Origin of the sequence: Methylobacterium sp. WL119, assembly GCF_008039875.1 — a bacterium.
Classification (GTDB): Bacteria; Pseudomonadota; Alphaproteobacteria; order Rhizobiales; family Beijerinckiaceae; genus Methylobacterium.
Map to the genome: position 1 here is coordinate 28,206 of NZ_VRUU01000008.1, position 19,260 is coordinate 47,465.

General features: G+C 67.8%; 12 protein-coding genes and 1 pseudogene. 4 read left to right on the forward strand and 9 right to left on the reverse strand.

Going from position 1 to position 19,260, the window contains the following annotated elements; genetic code table 11:
* The first annotated feature begins 190 nt into the window (after positions 1–190).
* Together FV227_RS05820 and FV227_RS05825 are read left to right on the forward strand one after the other, a co-directional pair.
* The gene (locus FV227_RS05820) at positions 191–3,163 is read left to right on the forward strand and encodes a response regulator (protein WP_187274700.1); all 2,973 of its coding nucleotides are present in this window, start codon (positions 191–193) and stop codon (positions 3,161–3,163) included.
* 117 nt (positions 3,164–3,280) lie between these two features.
* Positions 3,281–5,914, forward strand: a complete 2,634-nt coding sequence (locus FV227_RS05825; RefSeq protein WP_147724775.1) for an MHYT domain-containing protein — start codon at positions 3,281–3,283, stop codon at positions 5,912–5,914.
* A 666-nt stretch (positions 5,915–6,580) separates the two neighbouring features.
* On the opposite strand, the gene FV227_RS05835 is transcribed toward FV227_RS05825, so the two are convergent.
* On the reverse strand, positions 6,581–8,803 hold the full coding sequence (locus FV227_RS05835) for a molybdopterin cofactor-binding domain-containing protein (RefSeq protein ID WP_147858526.1): 2,223 nt from the start codon (positions 8,801–8,803) through the stop codon (positions 6,581–6,583).
* A 14-nt stretch (positions 8,804–8,817) separates the two neighbouring features.
* Positions 8,818–9,288, reverse strand: coding sequence for a (2Fe-2S)-binding protein (locus FV227_RS05840; protein ID WP_147724769.1), 471 nt, complete (start codon positions 9,286–9,288; stop codon positions 8,818–8,820).
* A 133-nt stretch (positions 9,289–9,421) separates the two neighbouring features.
* Between FV227_RS05840 and FV227_RS05845 the strand changes: the two genes are divergently transcribed.
* Positions 9,422–10,018, forward strand: a complete 597-nt coding sequence (locus tag FV227_RS05845) for a hypothetical protein (RefSeq protein WP_147724767.1) — start codon at positions 9,422–9,424, stop codon at positions 10,016–10,018.
* A gap of 720 nt (positions 10,019–10,738) precedes the next feature.
* Here FV227_RS05845 and FV227_RS05850 read toward each other — a convergent pair.
* The 4 genes from FV227_RS05850 to FV227_RS30280 form a co-directional block, all read right to left on the reverse strand.
* Positions 10,739–11,437, reverse strand: a complete 699-nt coding sequence (locus FV227_RS05850) for an HAD-IA family hydrolase (protein ID WP_147724764.1) — start codon at positions 11,435–11,437, stop codon at positions 10,739–10,741.
* Between the two features lie 174 nt (positions 11,438–11,611).
* Positions 11,612–12,517, reverse strand: coding sequence for an SDR family oxidoreductase (locus FV227_RS05855; RefSeq protein ID WP_147858527.1), 906 nt, complete (start codon positions 12,515–12,517; stop codon positions 11,612–11,614).
* Positions 12,518–12,660: 143 nt separating this feature from the next.
* The gene (locus FV227_RS05860; RefSeq protein WP_147724823.1) at positions 12,661–13,914 is read right to left on the reverse strand and encodes an FAD-dependent oxidoreductase; all 1,254 of its coding nucleotides are present in this window, start codon (positions 13,912–13,914) and stop codon (positions 12,661–12,663) included.
* A gap of 158 nt (positions 13,915–14,072) precedes the next feature.
* The gene (locus FV227_RS30280; protein ID WP_279605340.1) at positions 14,073–14,198 is read right to left on the reverse strand and encodes a hypothetical protein; all 126 of its coding nucleotides are present in this window, start codon (positions 14,196–14,198) and stop codon (positions 14,073–14,075) included.
* Positions 14,199–14,315: 117 nt separating this feature from the next.
* Here FV227_RS30280 and FV227_RS05865 point away from each other — a divergent pair.
* Positions 14,316–15,483 (forward strand): annotated as a pseudogene (locus FV227_RS05865) (IS3 family transposase).
* On the opposite strand, the gene FV227_RS05870 reads toward FV227_RS05865, so the two are convergent.
* The 3 genes from FV227_RS05870 to FV227_RS05880 form a co-directional block, all read right to left on the reverse strand.
* Complete coding sequence (locus FV227_RS05870) at positions 15,433–16,101, reverse strand: hypothetical protein (protein WP_147858528.1); 669 nt, start codon at positions 16,099–16,101, stop codon at positions 15,433–15,435. The pseudogene FV227_RS05865 and the gene FV227_RS05870 sit on opposite strands and share 51 nt — an antisense overlap.
* A gap of 743 nt (positions 16,102–16,844) precedes the next feature.
* Complete coding sequence (gene citF, locus FV227_RS05875; protein ID WP_147858529.1) at positions 16,845–18,380, reverse strand: citrate lyase subunit alpha; 1,536 nt, start codon at positions 18,378–18,380, stop codon at positions 16,845–16,847.
* On the reverse strand, positions 18,377–19,258 hold the full coding sequence (locus FV227_RS05880) for an aldolase/citrate lyase family protein (protein ID WP_147858530.1): 882 nt from the start codon (positions 19,256–19,258) through the stop codon (positions 18,377–18,379). Before FV227_RS05880 ends, citF begins: the two co-directional genes overlap by 4 nt.
* Between the last annotated feature and the right edge of the window lie 2 nt (positions 19,259–19,260).

The window sequence follows — 19,260 nt, forward strand, 5'->3', positions numbered from 1 at the left end:
CGGCGGCTGCCCCAGGGCGTGACCCGTCGCTCCGGAACAGACGCCAATCAGGGACCACTCGAAGACGTGACCGGGACGGGCGGGCAACCACCGCACGGTCACCGTGTTGTCGAGGGCACCCGAACACCGCATCGCGTCATCCCACGGCCTTGCGTCGGCGAGCCCATCCGTTCCCATGAGCGAGCCGCACATGACCGACGATACGCTCCCACCCGAAGTCGGCGATGCCCGTCGCCTGGACGCACTCCGAGGGTACGGCATCCTCGATACGCCCCCCGAGAAAGGGTTCGACGACATCGTCGAGCTGGCCCGAATGACCTGCTCTGTCCCGGTCGCCCTGGTCAGCCTGGTCGCCGGCGACCGCCAATGGTTCAAGGCGCGGTCGGGCTTCGCGCCTTGCGAGACCTCCCTGGACAAGTCGGTCTGCGCGCATGTCCTCGGCTCCCCGGACCTGCTCGTAATCGCCGACCTGTCGCTGGACTCCCGTACCAGGGACAATCCCCTCGTCACGGGCGAACCGTACCTGCGCTTCTACGCCGGGGCGCCGCTGGAGGCGGCCGACGGCGAGCGTCTCGGCAGCCTGTGCGTGATCGACCTCGCGCCCCGCCCGGAGGGCCTCACGGATCGGCAGGCGGTAGCCCTACGCGCGCTGGCGGGGCAAGTCATGTCCCAGATGGAACTGCGCCGCTCGGTCGCTGAGCGCGAGGGACTTCTTTCCGGCCAGGCCGCGCTGATCGCGCAGCAGAACGCCCTGATCGCCGCCCAGGCCAGCGTGACCCGGGCGGCAGGGGACCGTGGCGTGATCCTCGATACCCTCGTCGGCGGTGTGATGGCGGCGGTCTCCCAAGCCGAGGGCGCAGTGATCGAGCTCCGTGAGGGCGACGACCTCGTCTATCGCTCGGCACGCGGTGCGCTCGAACCCCATGTCGGGCTGCGCATCCCCATCGACGGCAGCCTCTCGGGCCATTGCCTGGCGACCGCCAAGCCGGTGCTGTGTCCGGACCTCCTCGTTGACCCTCGCGTCCGTCGCGACCTCGTCGACCCGCTCAACGCACGCTCGGCAGTCTGTGTCCCGATCCTCCGTGGGGACGCCGCCGTCGGTGTCCTGAAGCTACAGTCCAGTCGTCCCGATGCCTTCACCGGCCTCGACCTCCACGTCGCCACCCTGTTCGCCGGCACCATTCCGGCCGGGTTGGCGGAAGCGGGCGAGGCGGAGGCGCGCCGTGGGATGCGGGCCGGCGAGGCCACCCTCCGCACGGTGATGGAGACGCTGCCCGTCGGTGTCCTGATCGCCGAGGCTCCGACGGGCCGCATCGTCGGGCACAACGCCCGGGCCACCGTGATCCTGGGGCATGATGTGGTCTCAGATACGTCCGCCGACCGGAAGGACCGCTGGGTCGGGTTCCATTCTGACGGATGCCAGGTCGAGCCCGGGGATTGGCCCCTCGACCGCGTGGTGCATGCCGGCGAGTCGCGCGCGGATCTTGAGGTCGACTACCGCCGCGGCGACGGCAGCCGTGCCTGGATCGGGTTCTCGGCGGCGCAGATGCTCGACGTTGATGGTCACCGCGTCGGTGCCGTCGTCGTCGTCACTGATATCGACGGGCGCAAGCGGAGCGAGCTCCAGTTGGCCGCCGCCAAGGAGGCTGCCGAGGAGGCAAACCGGGCCAAAAGCGAGTTCCTCGCCAACATGAGCCATGAGCTGCGCACCCCGCTCTCGGCGGTGATCGGCTACTCGGAGATGCTGCAGGAGGAGATGGAGGACGGCGGCCACGACGACCTGCTTCCCGACATGCGCAAGATCGAGGCGAACGCGCGCCACCTCCTCGGTCTCATCAATGACGTGCTCGACCTGTCGAAGATCGAGGCGGAGCGGATAGAGACCTACGTCGAGGACTTCGCCATCGACGCGATCGTCCGCGATGTCGCCTCGACGGTCGAATCCCTCGTCGCCGCAAAAGAGAACGTCCTCACGCTGGACCTTGCCGATGACCTCGGCGAAGCGCGTTCCGACGTGACCAAACTGCGCCAGTGCCTGATCAACCTCTTGAGCAACGCCGCCAAGTTCACGGAAGGTGGCCGGATCACCCTGAAGGCCGAACGGGGCGAACGCGACGGCGAGAGTTGGCTGACCTTCCAGGTGAGCGACACCGGGATCGGCATGAGCCCGGACCAGCAGGCGCGCCTGTTCGAGCGCTTCACCCAAGCGGATGCCTCGACGACGCGGAAGTTTGGCGGCACCGGCCTCGGGCTGTCCATCACCCAGGCGTTCGCATCCATGCTGGGCGGCGATATCAAGGTGGCGAGCGAGGAGGGTCGAGGAACCACCTTCACCATCTCGGTCCCGGCCCGCATCGCCGGCACGAACGACCAGCCGGCAATGGAAGCGGGTGTCGGGACGCCTCTATCCGACGATGTGTGCGGCAAGGACGTCGTCCTCGTCGTCGATGATGATCCGGCGACGCGTGATCTCCTCACCCGCTTCCTCGAACGCGACGGGTTCAAGGCCGTCGCCGCCGTCGACGGGCGGGAGGGCCTGGAGATCGCGCGGATCCTGAGGCCCCGGGTTATCCTGCTCGACGTGACCATGCCGCAGCTGGACGGCTGGTCGGTATTACGAGAACTTAGGGGAGATCCAGAACTCGGCAACACGCCCGTAGTCATGGTCACAGTGCTGGACGAGCAGAACCTAGCCTTCTCCCTCGGAGCCACCGACTACCTGCAGAAGCCGGTGGACTGGGACGAGCTTCAGGGGGTGATGGACCGCTTCCGACCCCGGGACCACGAAGGCCCGCTACTCGTCATCGATGACGATGCCGACACACGGGATCGTATGTCGACCCACCTCACCCGGGAAGGCTGGCGGGTCGTCACGGCCGAGAACGGCAAGGTCGGGCTCGGGGTCGTCGCGACAGTGCAACCCTGCCTCATCCTTCTCGATGTGATGATGCCGGAGATGGATGGCTTCGCGTTCCTCGCCACCCTGCGGGCCAAGCCGGAATGGGGTTCGATCCCGGTCGTCGTGCTGACGGCCAAGGACGTCGACGTGAACGACCGGCGGCGTCTGGCCGGACGGGCCGACAAGGTCCTCAGAAAGGGCCAGGTCGGTCTCGACGACCTCACTAGGCTGCTGCGTTCGGTGGTTTCGCCAAGCCCGGCCTGATCCTTCGAGAGCCATCGCGCTGACGGCTCGCAAGGTCTTGCGCTTCCGGGCCGAAAGATTGGTCCCAGGAGCGCTGCCTTTCGGTGCTACGGACCCCGTGCCCCCACCGGACATCCTATGGCCCATACCGGATACAACCCGCTACTCGTCACGCTGTCCATCGTCATCGCGGTGTTCGCGTCCTATGCGGCGCTGGACCTCGGTGCCCGCGTCCGGCGTCCGGACGCCGGTGCGCGCTGGGCCTGGGGCGCTGGCGCGGCGGTGGCGATGGGCGGTGGCATCTGGTCGATGCACTTCGTCGGCATGCTCGCCTTCGAGATGGGAATGGCGGCGGCCTACGATCTCGGACTGACGGTCCTGTCACTGCTGATCGCGGTGGGTGTCACGGCCGGCGCCTTTGCCTGGGTTGCACGCCGGGGAACGGGTGCGGGCTCGTTGCTGGTCGCGGGCCCGCTCATGGGCCTTGGCGTGGCGGCGATGCACTACACCGGCATGGCGGCGATGCGCGTGCCGGGCAACCTTGCCTACAACCCGGCTGTGGTGGCGGTCTCGGTCGCCATCGCGGTCACGGCTGCGACCGCAGCCCTGTGGCTTACCTTCCGCCGCAATCGGCCCTGGCAGAAACTCGCCGCCGCCTGCGTGATGGGGCTTGCAGTCGCTGGGATGCACTACACCGGGATGGCCGCGGCAACCTTCACCGCGCAGGAGAGCGGCGCCCATGCGGCCCACGTAGCCACCCTGGCGGCGGGCCAACGCGACCTCGCCCTGGCGGTCGCCGGCGTTACCTTCCTCATCCTGTTCCTGGCGATGATCGCTTCCTCGCTCGACCAGCGTCGGGTGCAGCGACGCCTGCACGTCAGCGAGGCGCGCTTCCGATCCGCCGTCAGGGCCGTCAACGGCGTGATGTGGACGACCGACGCCGCCGGGCATTTCGTCGAGGAGCAAGCAGGGTGGGCGGAGATCACCGGGCACACCCCAGAGCAGTACATGGGCGCGGGCTGGGCGAAGGCGATCCATCCCGAGGATCTCCCGGCGACGATCGCGACCTGGACCGACGCATTGCGAGCCGAGGCCCCCTACACGGTCGAGCATCGCGTGCGCACCGCCCAGGCGGGCTGGCGCCGCTACGTGGCAAGGGCAGTGCCGGTGCGCGATGCCGACGGCGCGATCCGGGAGTGGGTGGGCGTCCATGAGGACATCACCGAGCGACACGCGTTCGAGGTGGCGCTCAAGGAGGCGCGGGACGCGGCCGAGGAGCACAGCCGGGCGAAGAGCCGGTTCCTGGCCAACATGAGCCATGAGCTGCGCACGCCGCTTTCGGCCGTAATCGGCTATTCCGAGATGCTCGAGGAGGAGGCGGAGGAGCTCGGTCAGGAGAGCCTCCTCAAGGATCTCGGAAAAATCAAATCGAACGCCCAGCACCTCCTCGGCCTGATCAACGACGTGCTCGACCTGTCGAAGGTCGAGGCGGAGAAGATGGAGCTCTACCCCGAGGACATCGACGTCGCCGCCTTCGTCATGGACGCGGCCGCCACCGTCGAGGCGCTCGTCAAGAAGAAGGGAAACGTCCTCGTGCTCGACGTGGCCGATGGCGTCGGCCGAGCCCGAACGGACGCGGTGAAGCTGCGCCAGTGCCTGTTCAACCTGCTCTCGAACGCGGCCAAGTTCACCGAGGGCGGCACCATCACGCTGGAAGCCGGGCGCGAGGCAGGTATCCGCGGCGGCTGGCTCCAGTTCACGGTGCGGGATACGGGCATCGGCATGAACCCGGAGCAGGTCGGGCGCCTGTTCGAGCGCTTCACGCAGGCCGACGAGAGCACCACACGCAACTATGGCGGCACCGGTCTTGGATTGGCTCTAAGCCGCGCCTTCGCCCAGTTGCTCGGCGGCGACATCTCCGTGACGAGCGTCGAGGGCGAGGGAACGAGCTTCACCCTGCGCGTGCCGGCGGTGGCACCGGACCGGACGGTCGATGTCGCGCCGGATGCCGTACCGGAGAACGGCGAACGCATGGATGACTTGGTGCTGGTGATCGACGACGAGGCATCCCAGCGCGAGCTCATGACCCGCTTCCTCGAACGCCAGCGCTTTTCCGTGCGCACGGCGGCGGACGGGCGCACCGGCCTCAACCTCGCCCAGTCGCTCAAGCCCCGCGCCATCCTCCTCGACGTCATGATGCCCGAGATGGACGGCTGGTCGGTGCTCGCCGCTCTCAAGTCGGATCGCGAGACTGCCGGCATCCCGGTGGTGATGGTGAGCTTCGTTGCCGACGCGACGCTCAGCGCCTCGCTCGGTGCCATCGAGGCGGTGCCGAAGCCGGTGGACTGGGCGCGCCTCCGGACGATCCTGGATCAGTTCCGGGCAGCGGACGGCGACGTCCTCGTGGTCGATGACGACGCGGACATGCGGCACCGCCTACGGACGGCCCTCGAACGCAACGGCTGGAGCGTCCGCGAGGCCGGCGACGGCCGCGAGGCGCTCGAGCAGGTCGGGCTTGGCGTGCCGCGCCTCGTCCTTCTCGATCTCACCATGCCGGTGATGGACGGGTTCTCGTTCCTTGACCGCTTGCGAAGATTGCCGGGTTGCGCCGATGTGCCGGTAGTGGTCCTCAGCGCCCGGGACGTCACGGCCGAGGAGCGGGACCGGTTATCAGAAGCCGATCGCGTTTTGCGAAAGGGAGATTCCAGTCTCCAGGACATCGCCACCGAATTGCGCAAGCTCGACAACCGTCAGACCAGCAAGTCGGCCTAGGATATCCAATCGATCTGCCGTCCCTAGAGTTTTTCAGTTAAACCATGAGGTCATGGATCGCAGCAGCAATCCCGCATCCTACGAACCGCCTGCCAGTGAGCAAGATTGCCTGACCCAGATCACTGGAATGGCGCAGAGAATATCCACTGTCGGGTGCCTCCTAGATCCCTTGTTGCATCCGTGTGGAGTTGGATGCGGAACGTCCGCTTCCGGGTAAACCTGCAACGAGCGCCTGTGGGGCCTTGCGGATCCGATACCACGTCTCACAGCCTAGTACTATCTAAGCACTTTAATGTCGGAGGGCAGCGTGAAGCGCCTTCGGCAGGGTCGGTGGGAGTGTCTTCTCGCCTCGTCGGCATAGGCAGGCGGTCCGCTCGCGATGTTAGGGTAGGCCCCCAACAGCTCCATCCTTGTCCGGCCGCCGTCGAGGAGCCAGCGTACGGGACGAACGTAAAGCAGCAGATGTTCGAGCGCCGCCACGGTGCGGTCAAAGGGTGCCGGACCGGACCCCGGCACGGGCCGGCCCATGCCAGCCGCCTCTATCAAGCTGCGTCGATCCCGGCGGCCGAGGCACCACCCGGTGTCCGCGGCGCGGCCGGCGGATCGCGATCCGGGCTCGCGCCGCGGGACCGGCGCCACGCCCCGACGATCCTGCCTGCTCGCGTTTCAGGCCCCCTGCAGAGCCGCCTTCACCTTGGCCGGGGTGAACGGCACGGACCGCACGCGTACGCCGGTCGCGTCGAAGACTGCATTCGAGACCGCCGCCGGCACGATGGCGGCGGACGGCTCGCCGGCGCCCCACGGCTTCTCGGTTGGCCGGTCGATCAGGTCGATCACGACCTCGGGCACGTCCGGGAAGGTCAGGATCGGGTAGCTCGACCAGTCGAGGCTCGTCACGGCGCCGCGATCGAAGGTGACCTCCTCCAGCAGCACACGGCTGACGGTCTGGATGACATTGCCGTCGAGCTGGTTGCGCACGCCGTCGGGGTTGATGATCTGCCCGCAATCCTGGACCACGAAGAAGCGCGGCACGCGCACTTGCCCGGTGCTGCGATTCACTTCGACTTCGGCCACGCCCGCTACGTAGGTGCGATTGAGTTCGTACTTCACGTAGGAGATTCCGCGGCCGCGCAGCACGTCGCCCGCGGCGTCTTTCACCGGCGAGGGGCGCGCCTGCCACATGGCGAGTTCGGCAACCCGCTTCAGCACCTCAATGCCGCGCGGATCCTTCAGCGCCCGCAGGCGGTACTCCAGCGGGTCGGCGCCGGCTGCCGCCGCGCACTCGTCGAGGAAGGCCTCGTTGGCGTAGGTGTTCTGCATCCGCCCGGGGGTGCGGATCCAGGAGGGCCGGAACGGCGTCGAGGCCAGCCGGTGGCAGACCGTGCGCACGTTCGGAAAGGCGTAGGGCAGCGCCGAGTTGCCGATGATGTTGCCCGGCGCCATCGTAGTCTCGTGCGGCAGATCGGCCAGCGAGGCCGCCACCAGCGGCACGTTACCGGCCGCCCCCTCCGGGATGTGGAACTGGGAGGACCAGGCGGTGACGTTGCCCTGCGGGTCGAGCCCGGCCTTCAGGTCGATCAGGGTCGGCGGTCCTTTCGGATCCCAGCCGTGCTCGTCGGCGCGCGACCACTGGACCCTCACGGGGCGGCCGACCGCGCGGGCGAGAAGGGCGGCGTCGCCCGCCGCGTCCTCGTGACCGTTGCGGCCGTAGCAGCCCGAGCCCTCGACGTAGATGCAGCGCACCGCCTCCGGCGCGAGGCCGGTCATCGCCGCGAGCTGCTTGCGCAGGGCGTGCGTCATCTGCGAGGCCGTCCAGCAGGTCAGGAACCCGTCCTTCAGCTCTGCGATGGCGCAGGACGGCCCGATCGAGCCGTGGGTATGGATGGCGAAATCGTACGTCGCTTCGAGCTTCCGGGCCGCCTGTCCGAGCGCCGCCTCGGCATCGCCCGTGCTGCTCGTGACGTCGTCCTTGGTGACCTTCGTGGCGCGCACGTGCTGCCAGAGCTTGCCCTGCTCGGGCAGGCCTTCCCATTCCGACCACGTCGCCCTCAGCTGTTTTGCGGCCTTCACGGCCGCCCACTCCTTCTCGGTGACGATGGCCAGGAAGTTACCCTGGCGCACGACCTTGATCAGTCCTGGGATGTCCGCGACCGAGGCCTCATCCACGCCCTGCAGATCCGCCCCGATGGTTGGGGGACGGACCACCCGCGCATGCACCATGCCGGGCACGCGATAATCCTGCATGTAGGTGAAGCGGCCGGTCATCTTCTCGGGTATGTCGACCCGCGCCACCGGCTTGCCGACGAGGGCGAACTGAGCCGGATCCTTCGTCTTGACCGCCGGATCGACCTTGAGGTCGAGGCGCCCTTCCTTCACGAGATCGGCGTAGGAGAGTCCCTGGCCGCCAGCTTTCGGCCGGACGGTGCCGTTCTCGCTCACCAACTCGTCGGCCGGTACGCCGAGGCGCTCGCTGGCCATCTGCACGAGGCGCGCGCGGGCCGTCGCCGCCGCCTGCCGGATTTCGACGCCGCCCTTCTGGATCGAGAGGCTCCCGTAGGTCGGTCCCTGATCCGGCGTCAGCGCCGTATCGCCCTGGACGACGGTCACGCGGTCGAGCGGCAGGTCGAGTTCCTCAGCCGCGATCTGCGTCAGGGCGGTCTCGACCCCGGTGCCGAGATCCACCTTGCCGGAGAAGATCGTGGCGTGACCGTCGGCGCCGAGCGCCAGGAAGCTGTCGACGCGGTCCGGGGCGACGGGCTTCGCGAAGCCGTTGGTGGCGACCGGCGCGAAGGTCTGGGCGCTGGCGCCGCGGTCAGACAGCGAGAAGCCGACCACGAGGGCGCCGCCCTGGAGGAGCAGGCTGCGGCGGGAGAGGGCGGGTGCGGTCATGACAACAACCTCTGTCAGAGTGTGCCGGCAGCGCGCTGGACGGCGCGCACGATCCGCTGATGGGTGCCGCACCGGCAGAGATTCTGGGCGAGCGCCTGCCGGATCGCGGTCTCGTTGGGCTTCGGCGTCTCGTTGAGCAGGGCAGCCGACTGCATGATCATGCCATTGATGCAGTAGCCGCATTGCGCCGCCTGCTCGGCGATGAAGGCCGCCTGCACCGGGTGCGGCTTGTCCAGGCTGCCGAGCCCTTCGAGCGTCACGATCTTGGCCCCCGCCTTTAAACTCGAGACCGGGGTGATGCAGGAGCGCACCGCCTGCCCATCGACATGCACCGTGCAGGCGCCGCACTGGCCCAGCCCGCAGCCGAAGCGCGGCCCGTGCAGGCCGAGATCATCGCGTAGCACGTAGAGGAGCGGCGTATCGGGGTCGTCCACGCTCACGGGCGCCGCGCGCCCATTCACGTCCAGCGACATCAGCTGCACCATCGGGCATCTCCCTGGAACCATTCTCGGGTGCTCGGCCTATACCCGGCGTAGACCCGGAGCAACGCGGCGGCGTGACAGCGATTCCCATTCGCTGCAGGAAGCCGTGCTGCCCCCGGCGCCGTCAGGGAAGCGCATGCCCTCGCAGAACCGCAGCCGATGCATCCTCGCTCTCGTCCTCGCGCTGTCCGCGGGCCCCGCAGGGGCCGCCGAGCGCCTCGCTCAGGATTGGCCCGAGCCGTCCCGCAAGGCCGCTGAAGCCGTTGCTGACAAGTACGGCGCACCCCAGGAGCAGACGGCGACACTGCTGATCTGGCACCGCAACGGGCCTTGGATCCGGACGGTGGTGCACAAGATGGGAGCCGAGCACGATTTCCCGGCCAAGCACAACGACGTGCTAGAGCAGAGCTTGCCCTACAAAGTCCCGCTCAACTTCTTCAGCGCGGTCGCCACCTTCAACGGCAGCGTCATTCCGGACCGGACGCGAGGCACGCTCACCGCCTACGGCGCTAGCGAGGCCGAGAACGTCCTGAGCCTGAACCTGGCCCGGGCGGTGGTGCGCGGCGAGCTCACGGCGGAGCAGGCACGTGATAAGGAAGTTGCGGCTGCGCAGGAGTTGGCGAACGGACAGGAGCCGGACCTCGCGGCCAAGCTCTCGCTCGATCAGCAACAGGAGGGCGACGTCTCCGACCCAGACACCGCGATGATCCTGCCGCCCAGCCAAAAGCCATAGTCCGGAGTACGCGGCCCTCTGCTCTGGCAACGCGTTGATCCATGGGCGCCCGCTGCCTCGATCTCAGATTCTCATGCCGCGCAGTTCTCGACACTCTACCCCATGCGCTGAATACAGTGGTGAAGGCTGGAGCGCCCTATTCTAATCCGCGCACGTCGGCCGCCGCATCCTGCCGGCCGGGCATCGGGGCATCCGCGATCTCCCGGCGAAACGGCGCGATCCAGTCGTGAAGTGGCCGCCGCGCGCTGGACCGGCTCGTTTGAGGCCGACGCTCGGGACTGTGCGTCAGACGCTTAGAACGATCTTTCCGAGAGGCTCGTTTTTCCTCATGCGGGCGAGCATGGTCGGCGCCTCGGCTAGCGCGTAGCGGCTGTTGAATGACTGATGGAAACTTCCGGCTACCATCGCCGGCCACAGGTCGGCTCGGACGCGCACGGTGCGCTTCATCAAGCCCTGCGAGCAGAGCCTACTGTGGTTGGCAGCGGGGGGCGATGCAGCCTCGCCCTGCATGAGCGTTGTTGTCGAGGTTCGCTGCAGAGAACGTCGACGTTTGCGGCGAACCTACTTTGGAGCGGACCAGCGGCTTTCGGCCAGCATCGGCCGCCGCAGACCGCCTGCCTGAGCGTTTCAGACGGGTGGGATGCGGAACGTCCGCTTCGGATCGCCGTGCCGAACTGGCTGAGCATCATCTTAAGGCATCAGGTTCCTCGCGGCGTTCGCTCACTCCGGCGAGAGCAGGTCCGGCAGGCGCGAGAGATCCTTGAGCGACGCATGCGGTGGCCATGCAAGGTTCGGCGGTTCGCCCACCCGGTCGATCCACACGGAGCGGATTCCGAGCTCGTGGCAGACCTTGAGGTCGGTGAACTGCCCCATGCCGACATGGATGGTTTCCTCTTTCCGCACGCCCATGGTCTTGTAGGCGTGTAGGAAGAGCCCGTGATCGGGCTTATAGGCATGGGCCTGCTCGGCCGTGACGACGAAGTCGAGCGGCACTCCGATGGCCGCGACGGTGCCTGCGATCAGGTCGTCGTCCGTGTTGCTGATGACCGCCAGCCGGTAGCGTGCGCGGAGACGGTCGAGCGCCGCGGCAACCTCAGGGTGCGGCTCGATACGTCCCAGGACCCTCAGCAACGTGTCGCCGTCCTCGGGCTTGGCCGTATGGCCGGCATCGGCGAGGGCCTCGGCTAGGGCGGATCGCAGGATCGACTTGTAGTCGCGGAATTGCGGACGCTTCTGCCGCTCTACCGCAGCCTCTCGCAATCGATCGGCCAGGATGGCCGCTTGCTCCTGCGCATCGGCTTCCGGGAGGCGACGGGCAAGGATCGCGTGGGCCGCCGACCGGACGGCGTCATGCCACCGGACCAAGGTGCCGTAGCAATCGAAGGTGATGACCTTCGGCATCGGTTGAAGCTGCAGCATGATCGGTCCCACCGGGCGAGCCAAGTAGAGTATCCCCGCCTGCAACGCCTGGCGTCCACCCCCTCGAAGATCTGTAGCGCGCGTACGGCTCGGGCGAATGCTACGTTTGTCTCGAACAGGCAGTGCCAAGCATGACAGCCGGCGGGAAGCGGTTTTCCCGCCGGTTCGGCGAATTCACGCGGTGCCGTTGCCACCCGTCGCGCCGTAGACCTCGCCGGTGACGTAGCTCGCCTCCTGGCTGGCCAGGAAGACGTAGACCGGCGCGAGTTCCACCGGCTGGCCGGGGCGGCCGAGCGGCACCTCAGATCCGAACTTCTCGACCGCCTCCTGCGGCTGCCCGCCCGAGGGCTGCAGCGCGGTCCAGAACGGGCCGGGCGCCACCGCGTTCACGCGGATGCCTTTTTCGATGGACTGCTTGGCCAGCGCCTTCGTGAACGCGATGATGCCGGCCTTGGTGGTGGCGTAGTCGACCAGGATCTTGGGTGGGTTGTAGGCCACGACCGAGGCCGTGTTGATGATGGACGCGCCGGCCGGCAACAGGGGCATCGCCGCCTTGGTGATCCAGAACATCGCGTAGAGGTTGGTCTTCAGCGTCCGGTCGAACTGCTCGTCCGTGATGTCGCCGATGTCCGTCTGGTTGGTCTGCTTGCCGGCGTTGTTGACGAGGATGTCGAGACCGCCGAGCTCGACCACGGCCTTGTGCACCAGGGTGTCGCAGAACGCCTTGTCGGTGATGTCGCCGGGCAGCAGCACCGCCTTGCGGCCCTCCGCCTCGATGAGCTTCGCCACCGCCCGGGCGTCCGGCATCTCGGCCTCGACGAAGCTGAGCGCCACGTCCGCGCCCTCGCGGGCGAAGGCGATGGCCGCCGCGCGCCCGATGCCCGAATCGGCGCCGGTCACCAGGGCCTTCCGGCCGGCGAGGCGGCCGTGGCCCCGGTAGCTGGTCTCGCCGTGGTCCGGCTTCGGGTCCATCGCGCCGGCGAGGCCCGGCGCCTCCTGCGGTTGCCGCTTGAACGGCGGCTGCGGGTATTGGGTGCGCGGGTCCTGCATCTTGAGGCGGTGGTCGGAGGCGTCGGTCATGAGGTTGTCCTGGCGCGCCGGTTTCGTACGGGACAGCCCGTGCGGCGCGCGTCTTGGGTGATGCTGTCCGGGAACTTCGGAAATCGGCCCCGCCCCCGGATGTTCCGGCCCCTGCGGCCATGCGGACGCCTCCGGGACCTCGCCTAGGCCGCTTCGCCCCGCCTGTCCCCGAGCGCCGCCAAGGCCTCGTCGGCGGCCCGTATCCCGCTGTCGTGGGCTCCATGTGCAGTGGTGAAGTCGAAAGGATGCGTCGCCTCGCCGGCGAAGAACAGGCGGTCCTCGAATGGCCGGGCCAGCCGCGCCCGCGCATCGGATCGGCCCGGCAGGGCGCAACTATACGCCCCACCGATGGACGCCATCCGGCTCCAGGACGTCGCCGCGAGGGGGCGGATGGCCGACGCCACGTCACTGCCGAACAGGGCGGCCAGTTCGGCCGACACGTGGGCGAAGCCGGCGGCCGGCCCCCCCTCCGCCACGATACGGGCGCCGTCGCCCCCGAGGAACGCCTCGATCACCGGCCATCCGTTCGGTCGGATCGAGTAGGCAGCCGACCTTGGGCCGTGCAGGTTGCCGTAGGCATGCGAGTCTGGCTCGAACGCTGCGTTATGCCCGATCTCCAGGAAGATCTTTTCGTTGCGGCCCAGCGGCAGGGCGGCGGCCGCCTCGCGCCAGGGTTCGGTCCCGGCGGGAAGGCGGATCGCGTCGCCGGCCAGGACCGCGGTCGAGATCGTGAGGATGGCGGCCCCGGCGCGGATGGTGCCGGCGCGGGTGGTCACGGCGACGCCGTCCGCCGTCAGGTCGATCCGGTCGGCGGGGGTGGCGAGCCGCAGCGTCGTCGTGGACGGCAGGCTGGCAGCGACCAACGTGCCGTAGCCGGACGGCAGATGCCAGTTCCGGCCCGTCGAGGCATCGTCGTAGGCGAGGTAATCGGTCGCGGAGATCTGCTCGGGCGCCATGCCGCTCATGAAGCCGGCGATGGCCCGCACGTAGGCGATCCAGGGGCCGCCCGGCTGAAGGGCGTCGCTGGCCCGGTCGCTGCCCGCCGCGACGATGCGGAGCCGGTCTTCCCAGTCGCCGTACGCCCTTTGCGCCGCCTCTTGTGCGTGCTCATCGTGCTCGATGCCCGGGTGGGCCTTCGCCCATGGCGGTTCGCCTCGGTCGACCGGGAAGCCCGATGCCTCGGCGATGCCGACCCATGCATTTCGATCGCCGGAGTGGAGCCATTCGCAACCGAGGTCGAGCGGGTACCCTCCGATGTCCTGCGTCCACGCGCGGCCTCCGAGGCGCGCAGATGCCTCAAGCAGCAAGGCCGATGAGCCTTGTGCCGCGAGCCGCCGGGCGGCACCGATGCCGGCGGCGCCTCCCCCTACGATGATGACGTCGAACGCGCTGCCCATTGGGGGCAAGGTGAGGTCTGCCGACACGACTTCCAAGGTAGCTGCGCCGGTTGCACTCAACGTCGTCTGCACACCCCGCGGCTCGTTGAACTTCAGACGGCGACCCCGCCGTCCTCCGACCTGGGCGTCCGATAGCGTCCGGCGCCCTCGCTCACGAATCAACCGTTGCGGTACATTCGCTCGTCGATGGCCCCTCCCCTGACCGTCTCGACGCGCCAGGCCTGCACGTGCTCGCCGGCCTCGTGAACCAGGTCCGCGCCGATCCGCAGGGTGATGTCGCTCACGTGGATCGCCTTGCGCTCCGGCAGGATCTCCCGGATGACCCGACGACAGAAATGGCCTGCCCCCTGAAAAGTGGTCCTCCCTGAGGTATGGCTTCGAGCCATGTGGAGGATGTTGTCATGGGACGGAAAAATCATACGGCTGAAGAGACCGTCGCCAAGCTGCGCCAGGTTGATGTCTTGGTCTCGCAAGGCCGTAAGGTCGCCGAAGCAATCCGGTCGATCGAGGTGACGGAGGTCACGTACTACCGCTGGCGTTTTGAGTACGGTGGCTTGAAGGGTGATCAGCTCAAGCGGCTAAAATCTTTGGAGACGGAGAATCAGCGGCTTCGTCGGGCGATCTCCGATCTGACCTTGGAGAAGCTGATCCTGAAGGAGGCAGCCTCGGGAAACTTCTGAGCCCGGCTCGCCGCCGGGCGTGTGTCGACTACGTCGTTGCCGAGCATGGCGTATCGGAACGCTTCGCTTGCCGTGTCCTGGGCCAGCATCGTTCGACCCAACGCAAGGCCGCCGTGGTGGTCGAGGACGAAGCTGTTCTGACGGCTGCGATCGTCGCCCTGGCGCTGCAGCATGGATGCTACGGCTATCGTCGGGTTACGGCCTTGCTCCGGCGTGACGGCTGGACGGTGAGCGTGAAGCGGGTCGAACGGATCTGGCGCCGCGAGGGCCTCAAGGTTCCCGCTCGCCAGCCGAAGCGGTCGCGGCTCTGGCTCAACGACGGCTCGTGCCTGCGACTGCGGCCGGAGCGACCTGACCACGTCTGGTCGTATAACTTTGTCGAGCACCGCACGCACAACGGGCGCAAGTACCGGATGCTGAACGTGATCGAGGAGTTCACGCGCGAGTGCCTCACCATCCGCGTATCCCGCAAGCTTAGGCCCTCGAAGTGATCGACGTGCTCTCGGATCTGTTCAGCCTGCGCGGTGTGCCGGGCCATGTCCGCTCGGACAATGGACCTGAGTTCATCGCTCGATCTGTCCGAGACTGGATCGCAGCGGTCTGATCAGCAACGGCCTACATTGAGCCAGGCAGTCCGTGGGAGAACGGGTATTGCGAGAGCTTCAACGCGAAGCTGCGCGATGAACTTCTCGACGGCGAGGTGTTCTACACCCTCAAGGAGGCCTGCATCGTGATCGAGCAATGGCGGAGGCACGGCAACACCCTCCGACCGCACTCGTCGCTCGGCTATCAGCCGCCCGCGCCGGAGGTCGTCATCTGGCCAACCGAACCGAGCAGCTCAGCGCCGCTCGCACAACCCGCCATCGTCACGCGACCGACGATGCACTAACTTCGAACCTGGGCCACAGGATAGGGGCAGGCCAGTCCACCGGCGCACCTTGCTGGAGAACGTATAGAAGGTTTTCTCGGTCGGCGCCTGATCCGTCTTCCAGCCTTCCAGAATCTGCTCCGGGCTCGGTGCCTCGATCCTCTCCTGCTTCGGCCGAGACACGGCCTCCGTTCGAAGGTCTTCCTTCGGCGGGGGCGAGGGTGTGGGGCGGGTATTCCCGGAGTGCCGGTCCTTGATGATGGTCATCACCTCGAGTTCGGCTTCGACGAACGCCAGATGGAGACGACGATCCGCTGGCGATCCGAACGCGATGTTCAGTCCGGCATCGAGCACGGTCATCATCGCATCGAAATCGAAATGCGTGGCGGTGCAGTCGCCGCGCGCGTTGGCATTGCGCAATTCGGCCTCCCGCGACGCGATCTCCCGTCCGAGTGCGTCGAACCCTTCGCGACTGAGGGGGTCGACGCCGCGCCGCCGCGCTTCATCCGCGGCGAGCTTGCGGTGGCGGAACGTCGCGACCAGACCCTGAAGAACCGTGTCGTCGAGGTCCGAGAGTTTCGGCTGAGCGCTGAGGCAGACGGCGCTTCGCCAAGCGGACGAGTGCGTCCGCCTCGCCATCCAGCCGGCGGGCCCGATCGCGTGCCACGTCCGCGTCGCGGGTGCCGAGGCTGACCCAGAACTCCCGGCCGGCCCGCCTTCCCTTCAGCGAGACGGGCGCGCTTTCGTCGAAGATGCCAGGCCCTGCCGTTCCGGGCACCGCCAGCATGTCGGCGCGCAGCGCATCCGGGATGGTGCAACGGACATAGAAGATGCCCCGACGCTGGACGAGCCCCACCATCTACCTCATGGCTTCGTAGCACTCCTTCATAGCAGGAGCGCGCTGAAAGGCCTACGGCATCAAAAAGATACCGTCATCACAATGGTTTAAGGGTGATTTGGCGGAGAGGGGGGGGACTGTCCGGCCGGACTTAAAAACTCAATTAAATCAAGGGCGTTTCGTTTGGCGCCACGACTCATTCTGTACCAGCTAACAGTACCAGCGTCGACGTCAAATTTGATGACAAGCGGTTGCCGCAGATAGGTAACGGTGCTCGCCTCCGCCTCCCATGGTCGAGGTGATCGAGGAGTGCGCGTCGGAAGCAATATCCGAAGTCGGGTCAGACATTGCAGCTTGGCAGGATTGGATACTTGATTGCTAACTGAGCCTGTGATGCGCTCATCGAGCCGACGAGCCTTTGGCCGTCCAGAAAAAAAGTGCAGGTTCACGATTAGTCAGAGCTACCTTTCGTTTTGGTCGAATGGTGAGGGAGGGCCCACAAGAAGCCGCAACTAAGTTTTGAGTACTTGCGCAGATATCTGCGCTAGACTGCTGGAACCATGTCGATAACGGTGCCGTCCCGATACTCAACCACAGCGACGATGCGTCCGTCAGCTGCACGGGGGCGTGCAGGAGCACCGGCCCGACGCCTGGCTTCCGCGGCCAGGTCGTCGATCCCGACGAGGGGGATCCCGGCTGCGCGGAGCCGGTCCGCAAGTTCCAGGCGGCGTGGGTTCACGGTGACGCCACCGTCGGTGACCACCACGTCCACGGTCTCGCCCGGTGTTGTAACCGTGGTGACGTGGTCGACCACCTTGGCGTGAGACCGGGCGACGAGCTGCGTTGTGATCAGGGTCAGCGATGCACCGGCGGCGGTGTCAGCATGACCTCCGGAGCCGCCGAGGATGATCCCGTCGGTGCCGGTGGTGACGTTAACGTTGAAGGTCCGGTCGATCTCGGCGGCGCCGAGGATCGAGGCGTCGATGCGGTTCACCACGCAGCCGCGGTTGTGCGGGTTGGCGTACATCGAGGCCGACATGGACTGATGCGCCGGGCTTCGGCGGAAACTGTCGACTGCATCGATGTCGAAGGCTTGCACGTCCATCAGCGCGCGGAACAGCCCGGCATCGAACATCCGGACGATCCCGGCCGTGATACCGCCGGCGGCGAAGCTGCCGGCCACGCCCCGCTCGGCCATGATGGTCCCGAGGTAAGCCGCGGCCGCGAGCGAGGCGCCCCCGGCGCCGGTCTGGAACGAGAAGCCGTCCGTCAGCAGCCCAGAGGCGGCGATCACGCTGGCCGCGGTCTCGGCGATGCCGAGCGCCACCGGGTCGGTGGTCGCGCGCGTGGTGCCCGATACTATGAGCGACGGATCGCCGATCGAGGCGATCGGAACGACGAAATCGACCCAGTCCTGCCCGATCTCGATGGGTACCGCCGGATAGGGCACGAGGGTGTCGGTGACGGCGACCACACGCTCAGCGCCCTGCGCGTCGGTGACGGCGTAGCCGAGGGGTCCGCAGGCGGCGCGTCCATGCGTGCCGTTGAGGTTGCCGTAGCTGTCGGCGACCGGTGCCGCCACGAAGGCGACGTCGATGCGCAGGTCGCCAGATTCGACCGCTCGTGCGCGGCCGCCATGGGTGTACATCAACACCGGCTTGGTCAGGATGCGCTGCGAGACCGCCAGCGCCAGCGGTCCGTAGATGGTGCTGGCGGCGAGCCCCGTAACGACGCCTGCGCGGATGTGTTCGATCAGCGGCGCATGGACGGCGAACAGCGCGCTCGCGGCGACGGTGATGCCGCGCAGACCCGCGCGCGCGACCGCATCTAGGACCTGGTTGAGCACGGCGTCGCCGTTGCGCAGGTGATGGTGGAACGAGATCGTAGCGCCGTCGCGCAGGCCGCAGGCACGGATCGCGGCGTCGAGATCAGGTAGCAGCTTCTTGCCCTCTGGCCGCGCCGGATGCACCGTCAGCCCCGCCCGCGTGACCCGTCCGCGATCGGCAAAGGCGCCGGCGAAGGGCCGAACCGGACCGTAGCCGGGGATGTCCGCGGGCCAATGCCCCATGCGGACGCTCATGGTGCCGCGTCCCCGCCCACCGATCCCAAGATGTCGGCGGCGCGCCGGACGACGGGAGCGTCGACCATCCGCCCGTCGAGCTCGAACGCGCCGCGGCCCTCGGCGCGGGCCGCGGCATCAGCCGCCAAAACCCGGCGCGCCCAGGCGACCTCATCTGCGGTCGGACTGAAGCCCGCGTTAAGCAGCGGCACCTGCGCGGGATGCACCGCCATCGCCCCGCGAAAGCCGAAGCGGCGCGCCCGCGCCACCGTCGCGGCGAAGGCGTCGAGGTCGGCGTAGGCGCCGATGCTGTCGATGAAGCCGAGGGGCACGATGCCGGCAGCGCGGGCGGCGCGGAGGACAGCATAGCTCGGCGCAAGCAAGGTGTCGGGATCGGGCACACCGCCCATCGCCGCGGCGTAATCCTCGGGACCGAGGGTGATCGCGGCGACCCGGGGATCGGCTTTGGCGATCGCATCGAGGCGGGGGAAGGCCGTCGGTGTCTCGACCTGCAGGACGAGACGCACCGATCCCGGCGCCATTGCGCGCTCAGCCTCGATCTCCGATACAGCTTCTGCGACCTCGCGGACGAACCCGGCTTCCTCGACCTTCGGTAGCACCAGGGCCGCGAGGCCCGGAACCACCGCCGCCTCGAGGTCGCAGGCCAGCAGACGCAAACCGTGGTTCACCCGCACCATCGCCGCCGCGCCGTCGCGCCCGACCGCGGCGATCGAGGCCGGCAGCGCCGTACGCGCCGCCGCCTTCTCGCCCGGCGGCACTGCATCCTCGAGGTCGAGGATCAGCGCGTCGGCACCGCGTCTGTGTGCGCCCTCGACGAAGCGCGGCACGTGGGCTGGCAGGAACAGAAGCGAGCGCCAGCGGGGCTGCGGTCGGTTCATCC

Bases quoted from the DNA above. Each gene is read 5' to 3' on its own strand.
- FV227_RS05820 (WP_187274700.1), top strand. From the start codon at position 191: ATGACCGACGATACGCTCCCACCCGAAGTCGGCGATGCCCGTCGCCTG.
- FV227_RS05825 (WP_147724775.1), top strand. From the start codon at position 3,281: ATGGCCCATACCGGATACAACCCGCTACTCGTCACGCTGTCCATCGTC.
- FV227_RS05835 (WP_147858526.1), bottom strand. From the start codon at position 8,803: ATGACCGCACCCGCCCTCTCCCGCCGCAGCCTGCTCCTCCAGGGCGGC.
- FV227_RS05840 (WP_147724769.1), bottom strand. From the start codon at position 9,288: ATGGTGCAGCTGATGTCGCTGGACGTGAATGGGCGCGCGGCGCCCGTG.
- FV227_RS05845 (WP_147724767.1), top strand. From the start codon at position 9,422: ATGCCCTCGCAGAACCGCAGCCGATGCATCCTCGCTCTCGTCCTCGCG.
- FV227_RS05850 (WP_147724764.1), bottom strand. From the start codon at position 11,437: ATGCTGCAGCTTCAACCGATGCCGAAGGTCATCACCTTCGATTGCTAC.
- FV227_RS05855 (WP_147858527.1), bottom strand. From the start codon at position 12,517: ATGACCGACGCCTCCGACCACCGCCTCAAGATGCAGGACCCGCGCACC.
- FV227_RS05860 (WP_147724823.1), bottom strand. From the start codon at position 13,914: ATGGGCAGCGCGTTCGACGTCATCATCGTAGGGGGAGGCGCCGCCGGC.
- FV227_RS05870 (WP_147858528.1), bottom strand. From the start codon at position 16,101: ATGGCGAGGCGGACGCACTCGTCCGCTTGGCGAAGCGCCGTCTGCCTC.
- citF (WP_147858529.1), bottom strand. From the start codon at position 18,380: ATGAGCGTCCGCATGGGGCATTGGCCCGCGGACATCCCCGGCTACGGT.
- FV227_RS05880 (WP_147858530.1), bottom strand. From the start codon at position 19,258: ATGAACCGACCGCAGCCCCGCTGGCGCTCGCTTCTGTTCCTGCCAGCC.